This window comes from Blattabacterium cuenoti (genome assembly GCF_014251755.1).
Classification (GTDB): Bacteria; Bacteroidota; Bacteroidia; order Flavobacteriales; family Blattabacteriaceae; genus Blattabacterium; species Blattabacterium cuenoti_AN.
In genome coordinates, this window is sequence record NZ_CP059200.1 from 469507 (window position 1) to 487845 (window position 18339).

An 18339-nucleotide genomic window follows, 5' to 3' on the forward strand; every position below is an offset into this window, starting at 1 on the left:
TTTAAATCTTTTCTATCTGTGTAAAGTTCAATTCTAACGGAGTTTTTCTTCCAAAAATTAAAACGGCTAATTCTAATTTTCTTTTTTCTTCATTGATTTTTTCAATTGTTCCATTAAATCCTGTAAAAGGTCCATCTATAACTTTGATTGTTTCTCCTACTACAAAAGGAATATTAATACTTTCATAATTTTCAGAGAGTTGATCTATTTTTCCTAACATCTTATTTACTTCTTCTTTTCTCATAGGAATAGGAATAGCGGAAGCTCCTTTTCCTTCACTTAAAAAATTGATAACACCCGGAACATGTTTTATCGCATGAACAGCTTCTCCTTCTAAATTTGCTTCTATCATGACATATCCAGGATAATGAACTTTGTCTCTATGAATTTTTTTTCCTTTTCTCATTTGTATAACTTTTTCAACAGGAACTAATACTTTTCCTATATATTCTTGAAACCCATTATCTCTAACTTCATTTTCAATATATGATTTTACCTTGTTCTCTTGTCCACTCATGGTTTTTATTACATACCATTTTCTTTCCAAATCACTCATTAATATATAATTTTATAAAGAAAATAATCTTTTAATTAAACAAATAAAAAAACCATCTATTCCATATAAAAATATGGATAGAAATATGGAAAAAAAAAACACAATCATCGTTTGATATTGTAAATCATTCCATTTAGGCCATGTAATACAATGAAAAAATTCGTGATAAATTTCTAAAAAAAAATGATTTTTTTTCATGTATATACGAAATTAATGCACGGATGGTAAGAATCGAACTTACGACCTTCGGTTTTGGAGACCGATGCTCTCCCAACTAAGCTACATCCGTTTTTGAATTTTTATTCAATCCATTATATGTATTACTTGTCCCGCCCCTACTGTTTTTCCTCCTTCACGAATAGCAAAACGTAAATTTTCACTTAATGCTATAGGTTGATGTAATTCAACCTCCATAGAAACATTATCTCCAGGCATAACCATTTCTGTTCCATCCGGAAGATGAATTTCCCCTGTAACATCCGTCGTTCTTAAATAAAACTGAGGACGATATTTATTATGAAAAGGAGTGTGTCTTCCCCCTTCTTCTTTTGTAAGAATATACACTTCCGCCTTAAATTTTTTATGAGGTTGTACAGATCCTGGTTTCCCAACTACCATTCCTCTTTTAATATCTTTTTTTTCTATTCCACGTAACAATAACCCTACATTATCTCCTGCTTGACCTTTATCCAATATTTTTCTAAACATCTCAACTCCTGTTACGGTAGATGATAATTTATTTTCTCCCATTCCAATGATATCTACTAAATCTCCTGTATTAATAATTCCACTTTCAATACGACCTGTGGCTACTGTCCCTCTTCCTGTTATAGTAAAAACATCTTCTATAGGCATCAAAAATGGTTTTTCCATTTCACGAATTGGTTCAGGAATATAATCATCCAATACTTTCATCAAATCTTTTATTCTTTCTATCCATATTTTTTCTCCATTTAAAGCGCCTAAAGCGGATCCTTGTATAATAGGAATATTTTCTCCATCATATTCATACTTAGAAAGTAACTCTCTAATTTCCATTTCTACTAACTCTAATAATTCTGGATCATCTACTTGATCTACTTTATTCATAAATACCACAATTTTGGGAACTCCTACTTGACGAGATAATAGTATATGTTCTCTAGTTTGAGGCATGGGTCCATCTGTAGCAGCTACAACTAAAATTGCCCCATCCATTTGAGCCGCTCCTGTTATCATATTTTTTACATAATCTGCATGTCCAGGACAATCAACATGAGCGTAATGTCTATTTTTTGTTTCATATTCTACATGAGATGTATTAATAGTAATTCCTCTTTCCTTTTCTTCAGGAGCATTATCTATTGCATCAAAACTTTTTTCTTCTGCCAATCCAAATTCTGATAAAACTTTTGTAATTGCAGCAGTTAGAGTCGTTTTTCCATGGTCTACATGACCTGTGGTTCCTATATTTACATGTGGTTTGTCTCTTTTAAATTTTTCTTTTGCCATGATAAAATTATTAAAAAATACTGATTCAAAAAAAAAGCCAACGGCGGGAATTGAACCCGTTCCCTCTTCCTTACCAAGGAAGTGCTCTACCACTGAGCTACATTGGCCATATCATATTATTCTATTCTCATTTCTTAATAGAGCGGAAGACGGGATTCGAACCCGCGACATTCAACTTGGAAGGCTGATGCTCTACCAACTGAGCTACTTCCGCTATTATTATGATACTATTATTATATGGGGAGAGCAGGATTCGAACCTGCGAAGGCATAGCCAACAGATTTACAGTCTGTCCTCGTTAACCAGACTTGAGTACCTCCCCTAAAAAAAAGCCGATGGAGGGATTCGAACCCACGACCCCGAGATTACAAATCACGTGCTCTGACCAACTGAGCTACACCGGCAATTTCAATTATTTTATTCGTAATAATGAAAATCAGTTCAATACAAATCTATAGAGATTTTTATAATTCTCAAAAAAATAATAAATGTTATAAAATTTTTACATTTTTAATTTTACGATGAAATACGAATAATGAAAATACACCAATGAATATTACTACATCAGATAAATTAAAAACGGGTTTAAAAAATTGAAAATGAAAACCTCCAAAAAATGGAATCCAATGAGGAAAATAAGTATTCATTATAGGAAAATAAAACATATCTACAACACACCCTTCCATAAAAGAAGCATATCCTATGAAATGATTTTTTTGAAAAAAATCGAAATTTATTTTCGATATTCCAAAATAAGGAATCCATTTTTTGGATTCTATACTATAAATTGTTCCTGTATTAAATAACAATCCATATAGAGCACTATCCAAAAAATTACCCATAGCTCCCGAAAAAATTAAACTGATAGGAATAGTCAAATATTTAGAAGCTCCTTTTTTTATATTTATGCAAAAAAAAATAAAAATGAAACAAACCAAAATAAACCGGAAAATACTTAGCAGGATTTTTCCATGATATCCAAATCCAAAATTAACACCATAAGCCATTCCTGGATTTTCTACAAAACAAATTCGAAAAAAATGAAATATGGAAAAACCACCTCCTAATTCAAAATGGGTTTTAATATAAATTTTTAAAATTTGATCTATTGATACAAGAAAAAAAATGATCAGAAAAAATTTTTTCAAAAAAATTTATTTTTTGATTTTTTCTATCAATTTTTTTCCTTCAATACTCAAAGTCGTGTGAGGTACTGCCATAAGACGTTCTTTCGGAATTAATTTTTTAGTTATACGACAAATTCCATAATCTTTATTTTCTACCCTAATTAAAGCAGAATTTAAACTTTTTATAAATTTCTGTAATTGTTCTACAATTTGAGCATTTTGTTCTTTACTCAAAGTTTCTGATCCTTCCTCAAAAGCTTTAAAAGTAGGATAAGTGTCATCTGTTCCATTATTTTGATCATTATAAAAATAATCCTTAAAAATAGATAAATCTTTTTTTGTTTTTTTCAATTTTTCAAGTATAAGTCTACGAAACTCTTTTCTCTCTTCCATAGAATATCTCTTTTTTACTTCTCCTTTCATGTTTTTATATTTTCTACTTTTTGAATCTGCATATATAATATGAATTTTTCTTCAAAATAGATTTTTTCTACCTTTTCTTCATCTCCCGTTATATTTTCTTGTAATAAAACATCTAAAGAAAGAGTTTCTTTACAAATAAGATCTTTTTTTTTCTGTAAAATAATTTGTACTTTATTTTTGAAATCGTAATTTCCTTTGAAACTTACATATACAAGTATTCTTTCGGTTACATCATATTTACGATTTTTTCTGAATTTTTGTATATGTCTAATTAATTCTCTGATAAACCCTTCTTCCCAAAGAAGATCTGTGATTCGTAAATCTAATGCAATCGTGAATTTTGTATCAAACAAAACAGACCATCCTTTAATATATTCAGTACTAATTTTAACATCTTCTAAAGAAAGAAGAACTTTTTCTTCTTCCATAAAAAAAACACATGTTTTGTTTTTTTCTATTTCTTTAATTTTTTCTTGACTAAATTTTTTTATAGAATCAGAAATGCTCTGAATTTTATTTCCAAATTTAGGTCCTAAAGATTTATAATTAGGTTTGATATGTTTAATAAATTCAAGGTTTTTATAAGAGGAAGGAAATTCTATTTCCTTAACATTAGCTTCTTGAAATAGAATTTCAGATGATTGTTCCAATTGAAAACGCATATTTTTATTAGAAACAAGAATAAGTAATTTTTGCAAAGGTTGACGAATTTTAATTCTATTTTTCTTTCTTATAGAAAAAACCATTGTAATGATTTTCTGAATCCAAAGCATCCTATTTTCTAATGTTTTATTAATGAAATTAGAATCATAACTAGGAAAACTTGTCAAATGAATACTTTTGGTTTCTTCTTTTTCAGTAACAGAATTTAAATCCACATATAATTTTTCAGAAAAAAATGGAGTAATAGGAGAAATTAACTTGGCTACAACAATTAAACATTTATAAAGAATTTGATATGCAGATATTTTGTTTTTTGTATATTTTTCTTTCCAAAATCTTCTTCTACATAATCTGATATACCAATTGCTTAATTTATCTATAACAAAAGAAGAAATCAAACGCGCCGCTTTAGTTGGATTATAATTAGAATAATAATCATCTGTTTTTTGAACAAGAGAATTTAATTCAGAAAGAATCCAAAAGTCTAATCCTGTATAATAATCAAAATTTTCTTTTTCTTTATAAGAAAATCCATCAATATTCGCATATAAAACAAAAAAAGAATAAATATTATATAATGTTCCAAAAAATTTTTTCATCACAGTATAAACCTCATTGATATTAAATTTTAAATTGTCCCAAGGTTCAGAATTGAATATAATATACCAACGAATAGCATCAGGTCCATAATTATTGATTAAATCAAAAGGATTAATAGTATTTCCTTTACTTTTCGACATTTTACGACCATTTTGATCCAAAACCAATCCTGTTGATACAACGTTTTTATATGCTATTGAATTAAATAACAAACTACTAATAGTATGCAAAGTAAAAAACCATCCTCTTGTTTGATCTATTCCTTCCGAAATAAAATCAGCGGGAAATAATAAATTTTGATCTATATATTCTTTATTTTCAAATGGATAATGAAATTGAGCATATGGCATTGCTCCAGAATCAAACCATACATCAATTAAATCAGATTCTCTTTTCATAGGATATCCTTTCGAAGAAACCAATATGATTTTATCCAAAATATGTTTATGCAAATCTATTTTATTATAATTATTATCACTCATATCATCTAATATAAAATCTTTAAATACATTTTTGGACATAAAACCATATCTTATAGATTTTTGAATTTCCAAAAACAATTCTTTCATTGATCCTACCACAATTTCCTCATCTCCTGTTTTCGTTCTCCAAATAGGAAGAGGACTCCCCCAATATCTAGAACGTGAAAAATTCCAATCTTTTGTATTTTTTAACCAAGAATCAAAACGTTTCTTACCTGTAAAATCAGGATACCATTGAATTTTTTGATTCAAACGAATCATTGTTTCCTTCATCTCTGTAGTTTTTATAAACCATGAATTTAATAGATAATAAAGTATTGGTTTTTCTGTTCTCCAACAATGTGGATAAAAATGAATATGCTTTTCCGTTCTAAATATTTTTTGTTCTTTTTCTAAAAAAAGAATGATCTCTTGATCTACTGAAAAAAATTTTTCTTGATTAGTATTAAATTCATCTTTCACATATTTTCCAGAAAATCCGTGAGGAAAATTCTCTAAAAATTTTCCTTGAAAATCAACTAAAGGAACAGGTCTATTTTCTTTATTTAAAACTAACATTGGAGGAATATTATATTTCTTAGCTATTATAAAATCATCCATTCCAAATGTAGGAGAAATATGAACAATTCCTGTTCCTTCATTCACATTAACAAATTCTCCTTCTATAATTTGAAATGCATTTTTTTCGTTATAATAAGGTTTAAACCAAGGTAATAATTGTTCATATTTACTGAATATTAATTCTTTTCCTTTAAATTTTTCTATTATTACATAAGGAATTTTATGATTTTTTTTATCATAAATATCAAACTCAATAGAACTTGAAACAGGATAAAACTGATGGGATAATAATACTTTATGAATTGATTTTTCAGAAAAAACAATATTTTCCTTTAAAAAAGTATGCGGATTATAAGTTTTAACTAAAATATAATCTATATTTTTACCAAAAGCTAATGCAGTATTTGAAGGAATAGTCCAAGGAGCAGTTGTCCATGATATAAAATATACATCACCTAAAATATTTTTAAATTTTTCAGGTAAAGTACTTTTAATGGCTTTAAATTTTAAAAATGGAGATAATTGTTTTACTTCTTTATAAGTACCCGGCATATTCAATTCATGATAACTTAATCCTGTTCCTGCAGCAGGAGAATAAGGTTGAATTGTAAAACCTTTATAAATTAAATTCTGATCATATAATTTTTTGATTAACCACCAAACACTTTCTATATACTTTGCATTATAGGTAATAAATGAATTATCTAAATCTATGAAATATCCTATTTTTTCTGTAAATAATTTCCATTTTTTCAATGATTTATTGACAAAATTTTTACAAAAATGATTATATTTTTCTATACTAATTTTTTTTCCTATATCATTTTTAGTAATTCCCATTTCTTTTTCAACATTTAATTCTACTGGAAGTCCATGAGCATCCCAACCAGCCTTTATAAATACTTTTTTTCCTTTAAGAGCATGATATCTACAAAAAATATCCTTTATAGTTCTAGTTAAAATATGATGAATACCAGGATTTCCATTTAAAGATGGAGGACCTTCGTATAAAATATATGAAATTTCTTTTTTCTCCTTAGAAAAAGAAGATCTATTTTGAAAAATCTTATGTGTTTTCCAATATTGAGATATTTCCATAGTTATCTGATTAAGATTCAATTTTTTATATTCTCTAAATATTCTTGACATAATAAGGCTATAATAAATTAATAATCTTCTATTTTAATAATTATATTTTGATATGAATAAAAATAAAACCTTTGATTGCAAAAAAAAAGAAGAAACTCCACTAATTAAGCAATATAATGATATAAAAATTAAATATCCAGATACAATTTTATTATTTCAAGTTGGAGATTTTTACGAAACTTTTGGAGAAGATGCCATTAAATGTTCTCAAACATTAAATATAGTCTTAACCAAACGATCTCATATACATTTAGCAGGTTTTCCTTACCATTCTTTGAATACATATTTACCAAAATTGATACGTTCAGGATTTCGTGTCGCAATTTGTAATCAATTAGAAGAACCAAAAAAAGGAAAAAGTATAGTCAAAAGAGGAGTCACAGAACTTGTAACTCCAGGAATATCCATAGATGAAAATATCATCAAACCAAAATCAAATAATTTTTTAGCTTCTATTCATATAGGAAAAAATCAAAATTTTGGATTGAGTTTTTTAGATATTTCTACTGGTGAATTTTTTGTTACAGAAGAAACAAAAGATAATGCTTTACAATATATAAAATATTTTCATCCTAGCGAAATTCTTTTTCAAAAAAAGGAAAAAAAATTTTTTGATCAATTGTTAAAAGGAAAATATTATACTTTTTTGATGGAAGATTGGATGTTTGATTATTCATTTGCATATGAAAAATTAACATCTCACTTTAAAATTAATTCTTTAAAAGGATTTGGGATTAATGATTTAAAATTAGGAATTATTTCTTGTGGGGTTATTTTATCTTATTTACACAATACATTACATTTTAATATAAAACATATTTCTAATATACAAAGAATCAAAAAGGAAGAATCTATGTGGATAGACGATTTTACTTTTCGTAATTTAGAAATATTTCATCCTTTGAATAAAGAAGGAGTTTCTTTAATAAAGATACTAGATTATACCATGACGCCCATGGGGGGAAGGTTATTAAAAAATTGGATTCTTTTTCCTTTGAAAAATTTATTTTATATAAAAACACGTCATCAAATAGTACAAGAATTATGCGATCATAATGTAATACGTACTTTTATAAAAACAAAACTAAAAAATGTTTATGATATAGAAAGAATAATATCTAAAATAGCCATTGGAAAGATAACTCCACGTGAAATGTATACGTTATATAGGTCATTAATTTCCATAGAAAATATACAAAAAAAATTTTTATCTCAAGAATCTAAAATTTTTATAAATATTGGAAACTCTTTTCAAGATTGTAATTTTATATGTAAAAAAATCGCTAGTACAATACAAAAAGATCCTCCACATCAAATTGAAAAAGGAAAAGGAAATGTTATAATTAAAGGTTTTTCTAAAACATTAGATGAAATTCGTGTAATGTATTTTTCTCAAAAAGAATATTTAGAAAAACTCTGTTCCATAGAACAGGTAAAAACAGGAATTAATAATTTAAAAATTGGGCATAATAATATTTTTGGATATTTTTTTGAAGTTAAAATTTCTAAAAAAAATAAGGTCCCATCTCATTGGATACAAAAACAAACATTGAAAAATTCTATTCGATATATTACTGAAGAGTTAAAAAATTATGAATTAAAAATTTTTAATGCAGAACAAAAAATATTTTTTCTGGAAAAAGAGATATTTAGTAATCTTATCAATCAAATATTAGAAAAAATAAAACCCTTACAAAAAAATTCAAAAATAATTGCAAAACTAGATGTTTTATGCTCTTTTTCTAATTTAGCATTAGAAAATAATTATGTAAAACCGAAAGTAAATGATTCCTTAAAAATATCAATAATAAAAGGAAGACATCCAGTTATTGAAAGACAATTCATTGATAAAACTTCATACATCCCTAATGATATTATTTTAAATAAATTAAATCAACAAATATTAATCATAACAGGTCCCAATATGTCAGGAAAATCTGCCATTTTGCGTCAAACGGCTATTATTATATTGATGTCTCATATTGGAAGTTTCGTTCCTGCTAAATATGCAGAAATAGGATTAATAGACAAAATATTTAGTAGAGTTGGAGCATCCGATAACATTTCTTTAGGAGAATCTACTTTTATGGTAGAAATGAACGAAACAGCAAATATACTAAATAATCTTTCCAAAAGAAGTTTTCTCATTTTAGACGAAATAGGAAGAGGAACAAGTACTTATGATGGAATTTCAATAGCAAAATCCATCATAGAATTTTTACATGAAAAAAACTTACGTCCTCTAACCTTATTTGCCACACATTATCATGAATTAAATGAAATGAGTTTCTTTTTTCAAAGAATAAAAAACTATCATGTATCTGTAAAAAAAACAAATGATAATATTATTTTTATGCGGAAACTAATATCTGGAGGAAGTAAACATAGTTTTGGAATTTATGTAGCTAAAATATCAGGAATGCCCATAGAAATCATTGAAAAAGCAAAAAAAATATTAAACACATTAAAATCAAAAAAAAATCAAACAAAAATTAATAAAAAAAAAGTTTTTTATTTATTAAAAAAAATAATTTATTCTTTAAAAACAATTAACAATGTTGATTCTTTGAAAGATGTATTTCTCAAAATTCACGAGATTAAAAATTTATTAGATTATTAAAATTTGCTATATATATAAAAGTGTATTTAAATTGGTCATTCAAAATCAACGCGAGAATAGCTCAGTTGGTAGAGCACGACCTTGCCAAGGTTGAGGCCGCGGGTTCAAACCCCGTTTCTCGCTTTTCATTAAAAAAAAAGCCCGGGTGGTGGAATTGGTAGACACACAGGACTTAAAATCCTGTGATCATTGTGATCGTACGGGTTCAAATCCCGTTCCGGGTATTTTTTATTGACTATAATTAAAATAATTAGGGGACTCTTTAGTAATATTTACACTGTGTGGATGGTTTTCTTTTAATCCTGAGTTAGTAATTCTTACAAATTTACCTGTTTCCATAAGCTCTGTAATAGAGGAAACACCACAATATCCCATTCCGGAACGCAATCCTCCACAAATTTGATAAATTACATCTTTCATTTTTCCTTTGTAGGGGACTATAGCTTCTATTCCTTCCGGAACAGATTTTTCATTAAATTGAAAATAGCGATCTTTACTTCCTCTTTTCATAGCTATTAATGATCCCATTCCTACATAAGTTTTAAACTTTCTTCCTTGAAAAATTACTTCTTCTCCTGGAGCTTCATCTGTTCCAGCAAATAAACTTCCAATCATAACAGAACTAGCTCCAGAAGCAATCGCTTTAACCACATCTCCTGAATATCTAATTCCTCCATCAGAAATAACGCTAACATTTCTTTTTTTAGCATATTCATATACATCATTAATGGCTGTGATTTGTGGCATCCCTACTCCAGCTATGACTCTTGTTGTACAGATAGATCCAGACCCAATTCCTACTTTTAAAACGGAAGCCCCAGCATTTATCAAATCTTTAGCTCCTTCCATTGTCACTACATTTCCTGTTAATAATGTTATTTTTGGAAAAGAATTTCTGATTAATTTTATGGTTTTTAATACTTTAGATGAATGACCATGTGCCGAATCTATAGCTATAATATCTACTCCTATTTTTACCAATGATTCTACTCTTTCTATGGTTTTTTTATCTGTTCCAACAGCTGCACCTACACGTAAACGACCTCTAGAATCTTTACAAGCATTAGGATATTCAATCAAATTATCAATATCTCTAATTGTGATTAATCCTACTAACTTATGAAAATCATCTACAATAGGCAATTTTTCTATTCTTTCTTTCAATAAAATATCTTTAGCTTTTTCTAAAGTTATATTTTTTTTGGATGTAATTAACTTTTCTTTTGTCATTACTTCTTCAACTAAAGAATCTAAATCTGTACGATATTTTATATCTCTCCTGGTGATAATTCCTACTAATGAATAATCTTTTTCTATAACAGGTAATCCAGAAATTTTAAATTTTTTCATAAGATATTGTGCATATCTTAATGTTGAATTTCTAGAAAGAGTAATAGGATCATCTATCATTCCACTTTCACTTCTTTTGACTCTGTAAACCTCTTCTGATTGATTTTCTATATTCATATTTTTATGAATAATTCCGATTCCTCCTTCTCTAGCTATAGAGATAGCTAAAGAAGATTCTGTTACTGTATCCATAGCCGCACTTAATATAGGAATGTTCATAGTAATATCAAGTGTCAGAGATGTTTTAAGAGAAACTTCCGATGGAAGAATTGAAGAATAAGAAGGAACAAGCAAAACATCATCAAAAGTAAGAGCCTCTTTTAAAATCTTTTTATTTAAAGACATAATTTTATTTTAATAATATATAATTTTATTTGTTATATCTTAACGGATACATAATATTCTTATTTTCAAACTACAAAAAAAGAAAATCTAGTTATATTTTATTTAAAAAAAAAATACAGATAATGATCTATTTTTTCATTCCAATTTTTTATATAAATTTGTCCAGAATATGTAATAACTGAAATACTATCGATTATGATGAAAAAATTAAGAATTACAGTCACCACAATCTTGTTAGCAATATTTTTGTTTACTATTAGTTGCAACAACAAAAATAAAAATGAAAGCAATTCCCCTACAACAGAAGAGGAAAAAACAGCTAATAATAATGAAAATCAAACAGATAACACTAACAACACCAATACCCCTCCTACAACGAGTGAGGATTCCTCAAAAAACACTAATGAGGAAAATAATAACAATACATCTGAAAAAGAAAAAGGAACACCTGAGGAAAACGATAAAAAATAATAAAAAAGTAGAAGTAAAAAAAGTGTAAACACACTTTTTTTACTTCTCAGCTTTTGACTCTTGCCTTTTTACCTTTTAGAGTCCTAAAATAATAAATCTTTGATCTTCTCACTTTACCTTTTTTATTCACCTCTATTTTCCGTATATTAGGTTGATGGAAAATAAATATACGTTCTATTCCTATTCCTGCACTTATTTTACGAAGAGTGAATGATTTTGTTAATCCTTTACCTTGTTTTTTGATTACCACTCCTTTAAAAGATTGAATTCTGTTTTTTTCTCCTTCTTTAATTTCGAAAAAAACAGTGATTGTATCTCCTGAATGAAACAATGGAAAATGATTTTTAGATAAAAATTGATTTTCCGTATATTTTATAATATTTTGAAACATGATTTGATTATTTATTATAATTCTTTTATTTCATATCTAATTTTTTTAGATAGAAAATCAGCTCTTTTTTTTGAAGGACTTTCTGTATGTATTCTAATAATATTTTCAGTATTTGATTTCCTGATATGTATCCATTCATTAGATTTGAAATAAATTTTAATTCCATCACTAAAATCCATTTTTTTTCCTTTATATCTTTTTTTTATTGTTTTTAATAATATTTCCATCCGTTTATATCGTTCATGAGAATGAAAGAAAAATCGAATTTTTTTTTTAGACATAAAATAATTGGAATATCTTTTTTTTAATTTAGATAATGGAATATTATCTAGTTTAGATACTTGAGTTAAAAATAATGCAATTCCAATCAATGCATCTCTTCCATAACGGAATTTAGGATAAATAATTCCTCCATTTCCTTCTCCTCCAATAACAGCATGAACTTCTTTCATTTTTTTTACAACATGGATTTCTCCGACAGGAGTTGAATAATAAGGAACACCTTTTTTGATAGAAAGATCTTTCAATGCATGAGAAGATGATAAAGTAGAAACGATAGGTCCTAATTGATTTTCCAATATATAATCTGCTATGGATACTAAAGTATATTCTTCTCCAAAAAAATCTCCGTTTTCGCAAATAAACACAACACGGTCTACATCAGGATCTACGGATATTCCTAAATTTGCTTTTAAATCCGGTACTTTTTTACAGATTTCTCTTAAGTTTTTTTCAATAGGCTCAGGATTATGAACAAAATCTCCATGAGGATCACAATACATTTTAACAACATGAACCCCTAAAGATTTTAACAAAATAGGAACGGCTATTCCTCCTGTAGAATTAATTCCATCTATCACAATTTTTAATTGAGCTTTTTGAATAATTTTTTTATCTATAATAGATAATGAAAGAATCTTTTCTATATGTTTATGAATATAATTTTCTTTATAAAAAAGATGACCTAATTTTTTATATGAAGAAAAATTAAAATATTTTTTTTCTGCTATATATAACATTTTTTCAAAATCTTTTTCAGATAAAAATTCTCCATAAGAATTAAACATTTTTAATCCATTCCAATTTTTAGGATTATGACTTGCCGTTAACATGACTCCTCCATCAGCTTTTTCATTCATCACAGCAATACCAACAGTAGGAGTTGTAGATAACCCTATGTTTATTACATCTACTCCAAGACTTTGAAAAGTAATTATTAAAAATTTTTGAAATAAAATAGAAGAAACTCTTCCATCCCTACCCAATATTAAAACAAATTTTTTTTTATTTTTATGTTTTTTTTTCATCCAAAAAACATATCCTGCAGCAAATTGAATGAGATCTATGGGAGAAAAACCTTTTCCAACTTTTCCTCCCAATGTTCCTCTTATTCCAGATGAAGATTTTACAAGTGTCAAAAATAATTGAATTTTTTTATTACAAACAAAAATACAAAAATTAAATTGTTTGAATTATTCAAATTCTATCACTTTTATGGGATGGGTTTTTTTAATAAAAAATAAAGAAGGAAAAAATATTGTTATAAAACAAATAAAAACAATAGATAAATTGATAATGATCAAATGGAAAATATTAATGAAAATAGGAACAAAATCAACAAAATATTGTGTTTTGTTTAATGAGATTAAATGAAATTTTTTTTGCAATACCAATAAAGTGATTCCAATGCTATTTCCTATAATTAATGAAGGGATCAATATTTGTACGATATAAAACAAAAATATTTTATGTATGACTTGATTTTTAGCTCCTAAAGTTTTTAAAATACCTATCGTTCTAATTCTTTCTAAAAGAAGAATCAGAATAAATACAATCATATTAATAGTCACAGATGTAAATATAATCAGACTAATAACAACAATATTTACATCAAAAATATTTATCCATTTGATGAGATCATGATTACTTTTAATATTTTGAACTAAAAATTCTTTAGGTTTTTTCTTAAAAATTTCTTTTTTTAGATTCTCATAAGAAACAAAAATTTCCAATTTTTCTACTAAATTTTTTTTCCATCCGTAAATTTTCTGAATAGATTTTATATTTCCAATAATATATACATCATCAAATTCTGGTATTCCAGTTTCATATAAACCAGAAATTATAAATGTTTTTTCAAAAAAAATAGGATTTCTTTTTTTATCAAAAGATAAAAAATCTATTTTAATATTTGATCCAACATTTAATCCTAATGATAAGGATACTTTTTTAGATACAAGAACATTTTGATTACATAAAAAATTTTTTGAAAAAACATTTTTTGTTATTAAAAAATTTTGAAAAAAAGCAGGATTATAATCTTCATATAATCCTTTAAATATATATCTGTCTATTTTTTTATTGGTAGAAATAATCACATTTTTTTCAGAAATTCCATGAATTTGTTTAACTAAATCAGATTTGAAAAACTTTTTCAATAAACAATTTTTTTTTATTCTATAAAAAAAAGGAGAATTTGTTTTTGAATTTTCCTTATGAATAAGAATCTGTCCTCTAACATTTAATAGTTTATCTTTTATAATTTCTTTAAATCCAAATCCTATAGAAAAAGTTAAAAAAGATATAATCAAACCGAAAATTATTGTTGTTTGTGTTATGATAACTATTGTTCTAAGAGTTTGATTTTTTCTACAATCCTCCCAAACCGTCTTTTGGGAAAAAAACCATTCAAAATTCAATTTTATTTTTTAATTCTAAATTTCTTTTTTCAAAGAATTTTCATCGTTAAAATCTATTTCATTATTAAAATTAGATTCTGATAACGTATGATCTTCAAAATCATCATAAGAAGAAGACATAAAAAAATCTTTTTGATCAATAACATTTTTTTTGTAATCTTCTTCCCAAACTAATGAAACATGTTTTTTTTCTTCTAAGTTTACAAATTGAGCTTGATCACTTATAAATTTTAAACGAAATTTATCTAATCCTCCATTTCTATGTTTAGCAATTATAATTTCTGCTTGACCTATACAGGAATCATTATTTTCATCCGAATCCCAAATTTTAAATCCATAATATTCAGGTCTGTAAATAAACAAAACTATATCTGCATCTTGTTCAATCGCTCCTGATTCCCGTAAATCAGATAATACAGGACGTTTATTTCCTCCTCTTGTTTCTACTGCTCGAGAGAGTTGAGATAAAGCTATTATTGGAATGTCCAGTTCTTTCGCTATAGATTTCAGACTTCTAGAAATAACCGATATTTCTTGCTCTCTATTTTGTAATTTAGAACCATGATCATGTATACCCATCAATTGCATATAATCTATGAAGATTAATTTAATTCCATGTTGAGATATCAAACGACGACATTTTGCACGTAAACTAAATATAGATAAAGAAGGAGTATCATCTATAAATAAAGGAACATTTTTTAAATTTTTTGTCTTATGTAACAATCGTTTCCAATCTAATTGAGATAAATTTGCTTTTTTAATTTTTTCTGAAGAAATGCCAGTTTCTGAAGAGATCAACCTTGTAATTAATTGAATTGAAGACATTTCTAATGAAAAAATTATAATTGGAATTTTTTGGTTTACAACTATATTCTTAACCATAGATAACATAAAAGTGGTTTTACCCATTCCAGGTCTGGAAGCTAATATGATTAAGTCAGAATTCTGCCATCCAGAAGTAATATAATCCAGTTTATGAAATCCAGAAGGAATTCCACTTAATCCTTCTTTTTCTGTTTTTTTAATTTTTTCAATAGCTTTTTGTATAAGACATTGAGTGGTTTCATATTTTTTTTCTATTAAATATTTTTGATGAATTTCAAAAAGTTTTGATTCTGCATGATCTAAAAGATCAAAAACATCTGTACTTTCCTCATAACATTTTTGTATAATATGAGAAGATATACTGATTAATTTTCTTAGAATAAATTTTTGTACTACTATACGGCTATGATACTCTATATGTGCAGAAGAAATAACTTTTTGTGTTAATTCAATTAAATATAATTCTCCTCCTACTGATTCCAATTTTCCGATTTTTCTAAGTTCATTTAAAACAGTGTATATATCTATAGGTTTAGAATTATGATATAATTTTTGTATTGCAAAAAATATTTCTTGATGTTCCTTCTTATAAAAAATTTCAGGAAAAAGTATATCAATAACTTCATCTAATCCTTTTTTATCAATCATAATAGCTCCTATTATGGCTTCTTCTAAATCTAATGCTTGAGGAGGAATTTTTCCACCTTTTAAGTTTTTGAAACGAAATTGATTGGTTTCTTCCTGTATAATATTACTCATAAAATCATTTTAAAAAAATAAACATAATAAGAATGAAGTTAATCTAAAATAGATGATCGGTATAAATAAATAATAAATCATAAAACGTTATTCATCGAAAAAACCAATAGAAATATACTTATTTTTTCTTTGCTTAAGAAGAAATTCTATATTAATTTTAGATAATTGCTTATAATGTTCAACAATTTGTTTTTTGACAAGTTTATAAGCTTTTTTAGGACAAAAATGAGCTCCACCTAAAGGTTCTTTTATGACATTATCTATAAGATTTAATTTATGCATATTTTCTGCTGTTAATTTCAATGCTTCTGCTGATTTTTCTTTATGATCTCGACTTCCCCAAAGTATGGTAGAACAACTTTCCGGAGAAATTACAGAAAACCAAGAATTCTCCATCATGGAAACCTTATCTCCTATTCCAATACCCAAAGCTCCTCCACTAGCACCCTCTCCTATAATTAAAACAATAATGGGAACTTTTAAACACATCATTTCATAAATATTTTTACCTATGGCTTCTCCTTGCCCCCTTTCTTCTGCTTCAACTCCAGGAAAAGCTCCTGGTGTATCAATAAAAGTAATAACAGGTTTTTCAAATTTTTCTGCTAATTTCATAAGACGCAAAGCTTTTCTATATCCTTCTGGATTAGGCATTCCAAATCTTCTATACTGTCTATCCTTAGTATTCTTTCCTTTTTGAGTTCCAATTAGCATAAAAGTATGATCCTCTATTTTTCCAAATCCTCCTACTATAGCCTTATCATCACCAAAATGACGATCTCCATGTAATTCAATAAAAGAATCTTCTTTTGTTATGGAATGTATATAATCTAAAGTATAAGGTCTATTTGGATGTCTAGATAATTGTACTCTTTGCCAAGGTGTAAGATTACTGTGTAATTTTTTAATAGTTTTTTCCAATTTTAATTGCAATTGATTGCAAATTTCTTTCATATTGATCCCACTTTTTTTTTCTATTAGTACACAATTCACATATTGATCCTGAATTTCTTGGATCGGTTTTTCAAAATCTAAATATTCCATATTTAAACAAAAAAAATTAAATAGTAAATGATTGAATATATTCACGATTTATAAAAGAAATATATTCTGTGGAGATCCCTTTTGGACATTCAACTTCACATCTTTTAGTGTTAGTACAACTTCCAAATCCTTCTTCATCCATTTTTTTTATCATATTCACAACTCTTTTTTTTCTCTCTATTTTTCCTTGCGGTAATAAAGCAAATTGTGAAACTTTTGCTGAAACAAATAACATTGCCGATCTATTTTTACATACAGCTACACATGCACCACAACCAATACATGTAGCCGCATCAAAAGCTTTATCTGCTTGATCCTTTGAAATTGGAATCATATTTCCATCTATTGTTTTTCCAAATGTATTTACAGAAATATATCCACCTGATATAATAATTCTATCAAAAGATGATCTATCTACAATAAGATCTTTAATTATAGGAAAAGGTTTAGCCCTCCAAGGCTCTACATATATAGTTTCTCCATCATGAAAATGACGCATATGAAGTTGACAAGTAGTAATTAAACTATCTGGACCATGTGCTCTCCCATTAATATATAGAGAACACATTCCACAAATTCCTTCACGACAATCATGATCAAATGATATAGGAGAAGAATCTTTTTTTTTACATAAGATGATCTGATTGTTTAGAATATCTAACATTTCTAAAAATGAACTATTAGAAGATATATTATAGATTTGATAAGTTTTAAAAAACCCCTTTTCCTCACTATTTTTTTGTCTCCATATTTTTAACTTAAAATTCATAAGTTTTTTTC

At 26.7% G+C, this 18339-nt stretch carries 15 protein-coding genes and 7 tRNA genes; 4 read left to right on the plus strand and 18 right to left on the minus strand.

Annotated features, from left to right (window positions below; translation table 11 throughout):
- Position 1: 1 nt before the first annotated feature.
- The 11 genes from nusG to ileS form a co-directional block, all read right to left on the minus strand.
- A complete protein-coding gene (gene nusG, locus H0H57_RS02305; RefSeq protein ID WP_185863689.1) occupies positions 2-556 on the minus strand; it encodes a transcription termination/antitermination protein NusG in 555 nt (184 codons plus the stop codon).
- A gap of 12 nt (positions 557-568) precedes the next feature.
- Positions 569-754, minus strand: a complete 186-nt coding sequence (secE, locus tag H0H57_RS02310; protein ID WP_185863690.1) for a preprotein translocase subunit SecE — start codon at positions 752-754, stop codon at positions 569-571.
- Positions 755-772: 18 nt separating this feature from the next.
- A tRNA-Trp gene (locus H0H57_RS02315) sits at positions 773-845 on the minus strand.
- Between the two features lie 14 nt (positions 846-859).
- Positions 860-2047, minus strand: a complete 1188-nt coding sequence (gene tuf, locus H0H57_RS02320; RefSeq protein ID WP_185863691.1) for an elongation factor Tu — start codon at positions 2045-2047, stop codon at positions 860-862.
- Between the two features lie 35 nt (positions 2048-2082).
- Positions 2083-2154: transfer RNA gene (locus H0H57_RS02325), tRNA-Thr, on the minus strand.
- A 34-nt stretch (positions 2155-2188) separates the two neighbouring features.
- Positions 2189-2261 (minus strand) — tRNA-Gly (locus H0H57_RS02330).
- Positions 2262-2285: 24 nt separating this feature from the next.
- A tRNA-Tyr gene (locus tag H0H57_RS02335) sits at positions 2286-2369 on the minus strand.
- Between the two features lie 8 nt (positions 2370-2377).
- Positions 2378-2451, minus strand: a tRNA-Thr gene (locus H0H57_RS02340).
- A gap of 87 nt (positions 2452-2538) precedes the next feature.
- The gene (locus H0H57_RS02345; RefSeq protein WP_185863692.1) at positions 2539-3195 is read right to left on the minus strand and encodes a lipoprotein signal peptidase; all 657 of its coding nucleotides are present in this window, start codon (positions 3193-3195) and stop codon (positions 2539-2541) included.
- Between the two features lie 6 nt (positions 3196-3201).
- Positions 3202-3597 carry a TraR/DksA family transcriptional regulator gene (locus H0H57_RS02350; protein ID WP_185863693.1) on the minus strand — a complete coding sequence of 132 codons (396 nt, stop codon included), beginning with the start codon at positions 3595-3597 and terminating at the stop codon, positions 3202-3204.
- Entirely contained in the window at positions 3594-7052 is a 3459-nt protein-coding gene (gene ileS / locus H0H57_RS02355; protein WP_185863694.1) for an isoleucine--tRNA ligase, read from the minus strand. The genes H0H57_RS02350 and ileS overlap by 4 nt, the downstream gene beginning before the upstream one ends.
- Positions 7053-7104: 52 nt before the next feature.
- On the opposite strand from ileS, the gene mutS reads away from it, so the two are divergent.
- The 3 genes from mutS (at position 7105) to H0H57_RS02370 (ending at position 9896) form a co-directional block, all read left to right on the plus strand.
- Positions 7105-9672: a DNA mismatch repair protein MutS gene (gene mutS, locus H0H57_RS02360; protein WP_185863695.1), complete on the plus strand. Its 2568-nt coding sequence runs from the start codon at positions 7105-7107 to the stop codon at positions 9670-9672.
- A 50-nt stretch (positions 9673-9722) separates the two neighbouring features.
- A tRNA-Gly gene (locus tag H0H57_RS02365) sits at positions 9723-9795 on the plus strand.
- A gap of 16 nt (positions 9796-9811) precedes the next feature.
- A tRNA-Leu gene (locus tag H0H57_RS02370) sits at positions 9812-9896 on the plus strand.
- 4 nt (positions 9897-9900) lie between these two features.
- Here H0H57_RS02370 and guaB read toward each other — a convergent pair.
- Positions 9901-11367, minus strand: coding sequence for an IMP dehydrogenase (guaB, locus tag H0H57_RS02375; protein WP_185863696.1), 1467 nt, complete (start codon positions 11365-11367; stop codon positions 9901-9903).
- Between the two features lie 195 nt (positions 11368-11562).
- On the opposite strand from guaB, the gene H0H57_RS02380 reads away from it, so the two are divergent.
- Entirely contained in the window at positions 11563-11838 is a 276-nt protein-coding gene (locus tag H0H57_RS02380; protein ID WP_185863697.1) for a hypothetical protein, read from the plus strand.
- A 46-nt stretch (positions 11839-11884) separates the two neighbouring features.
- Here the strand turns inward: H0H57_RS02380 and rplS are convergent, their stop codons facing one another.
- From rplS to H0H57_RS02410, 6 genes are all read right to left on the minus strand, one after another.
- On the minus strand, positions 11885-12229 hold the full coding sequence (rplS, locus tag H0H57_RS02385) for a 50S ribosomal protein L19 (RefSeq protein WP_185863698.1): 345 nt from the start codon (positions 12227-12229) through the stop codon (positions 11885-11887).
- Between the two features lie 14 nt (positions 12230-12243).
- Complete coding sequence (gene glmM, locus H0H57_RS02390) at positions 12244-13647, minus strand: phosphoglucosamine mutase (protein ID WP_185863699.1); 1404 nt, start codon at positions 13645-13647, stop codon at positions 12244-12246.
- Positions 13648-13701: 54 nt separating this feature from the next.
- Positions 13702-14928 (minus strand): ABC transporter permease, encoded by a 1227-nt coding sequence (locus tag H0H57_RS02395; RefSeq protein ID WP_185863700.1) that lies wholly within the window; start codon positions 14926-14928, stop codon positions 13702-13704.
- A 15-nt stretch (positions 14929-14943) separates the two neighbouring features.
- Positions 14944-16515 (minus strand): replicative DNA helicase, encoded by a 1572-nt coding sequence (gene dnaB, locus H0H57_RS02400; RefSeq protein WP_185863701.1) that lies wholly within the window; start codon positions 16513-16515, stop codon positions 14944-14946.
- 87 nt (positions 16516-16602) lie between these two features.
- Positions 16603-17559 carry an acetyl-CoA carboxylase carboxyltransferase subunit alpha gene (locus H0H57_RS02405; RefSeq protein WP_185863702.1) on the minus strand — a complete coding sequence of 319 codons (957 nt, stop codon included), beginning with the start codon at positions 17557-17559 and terminating at the stop codon, positions 16603-16605.
- Between the two features lie 16 nt (positions 17560-17575).
- Positions 17576-18328 carry a succinate dehydrogenase/fumarate reductase iron-sulfur subunit gene (locus tag H0H57_RS02410; RefSeq protein ID WP_185863703.1) on the minus strand — a complete coding sequence of 251 codons (753 nt, stop codon included), beginning with the start codon at positions 18326-18328 and terminating at the stop codon, positions 17576-17578.
- Between the last annotated feature and the right edge of the window lie 11 nt (positions 18329-18339).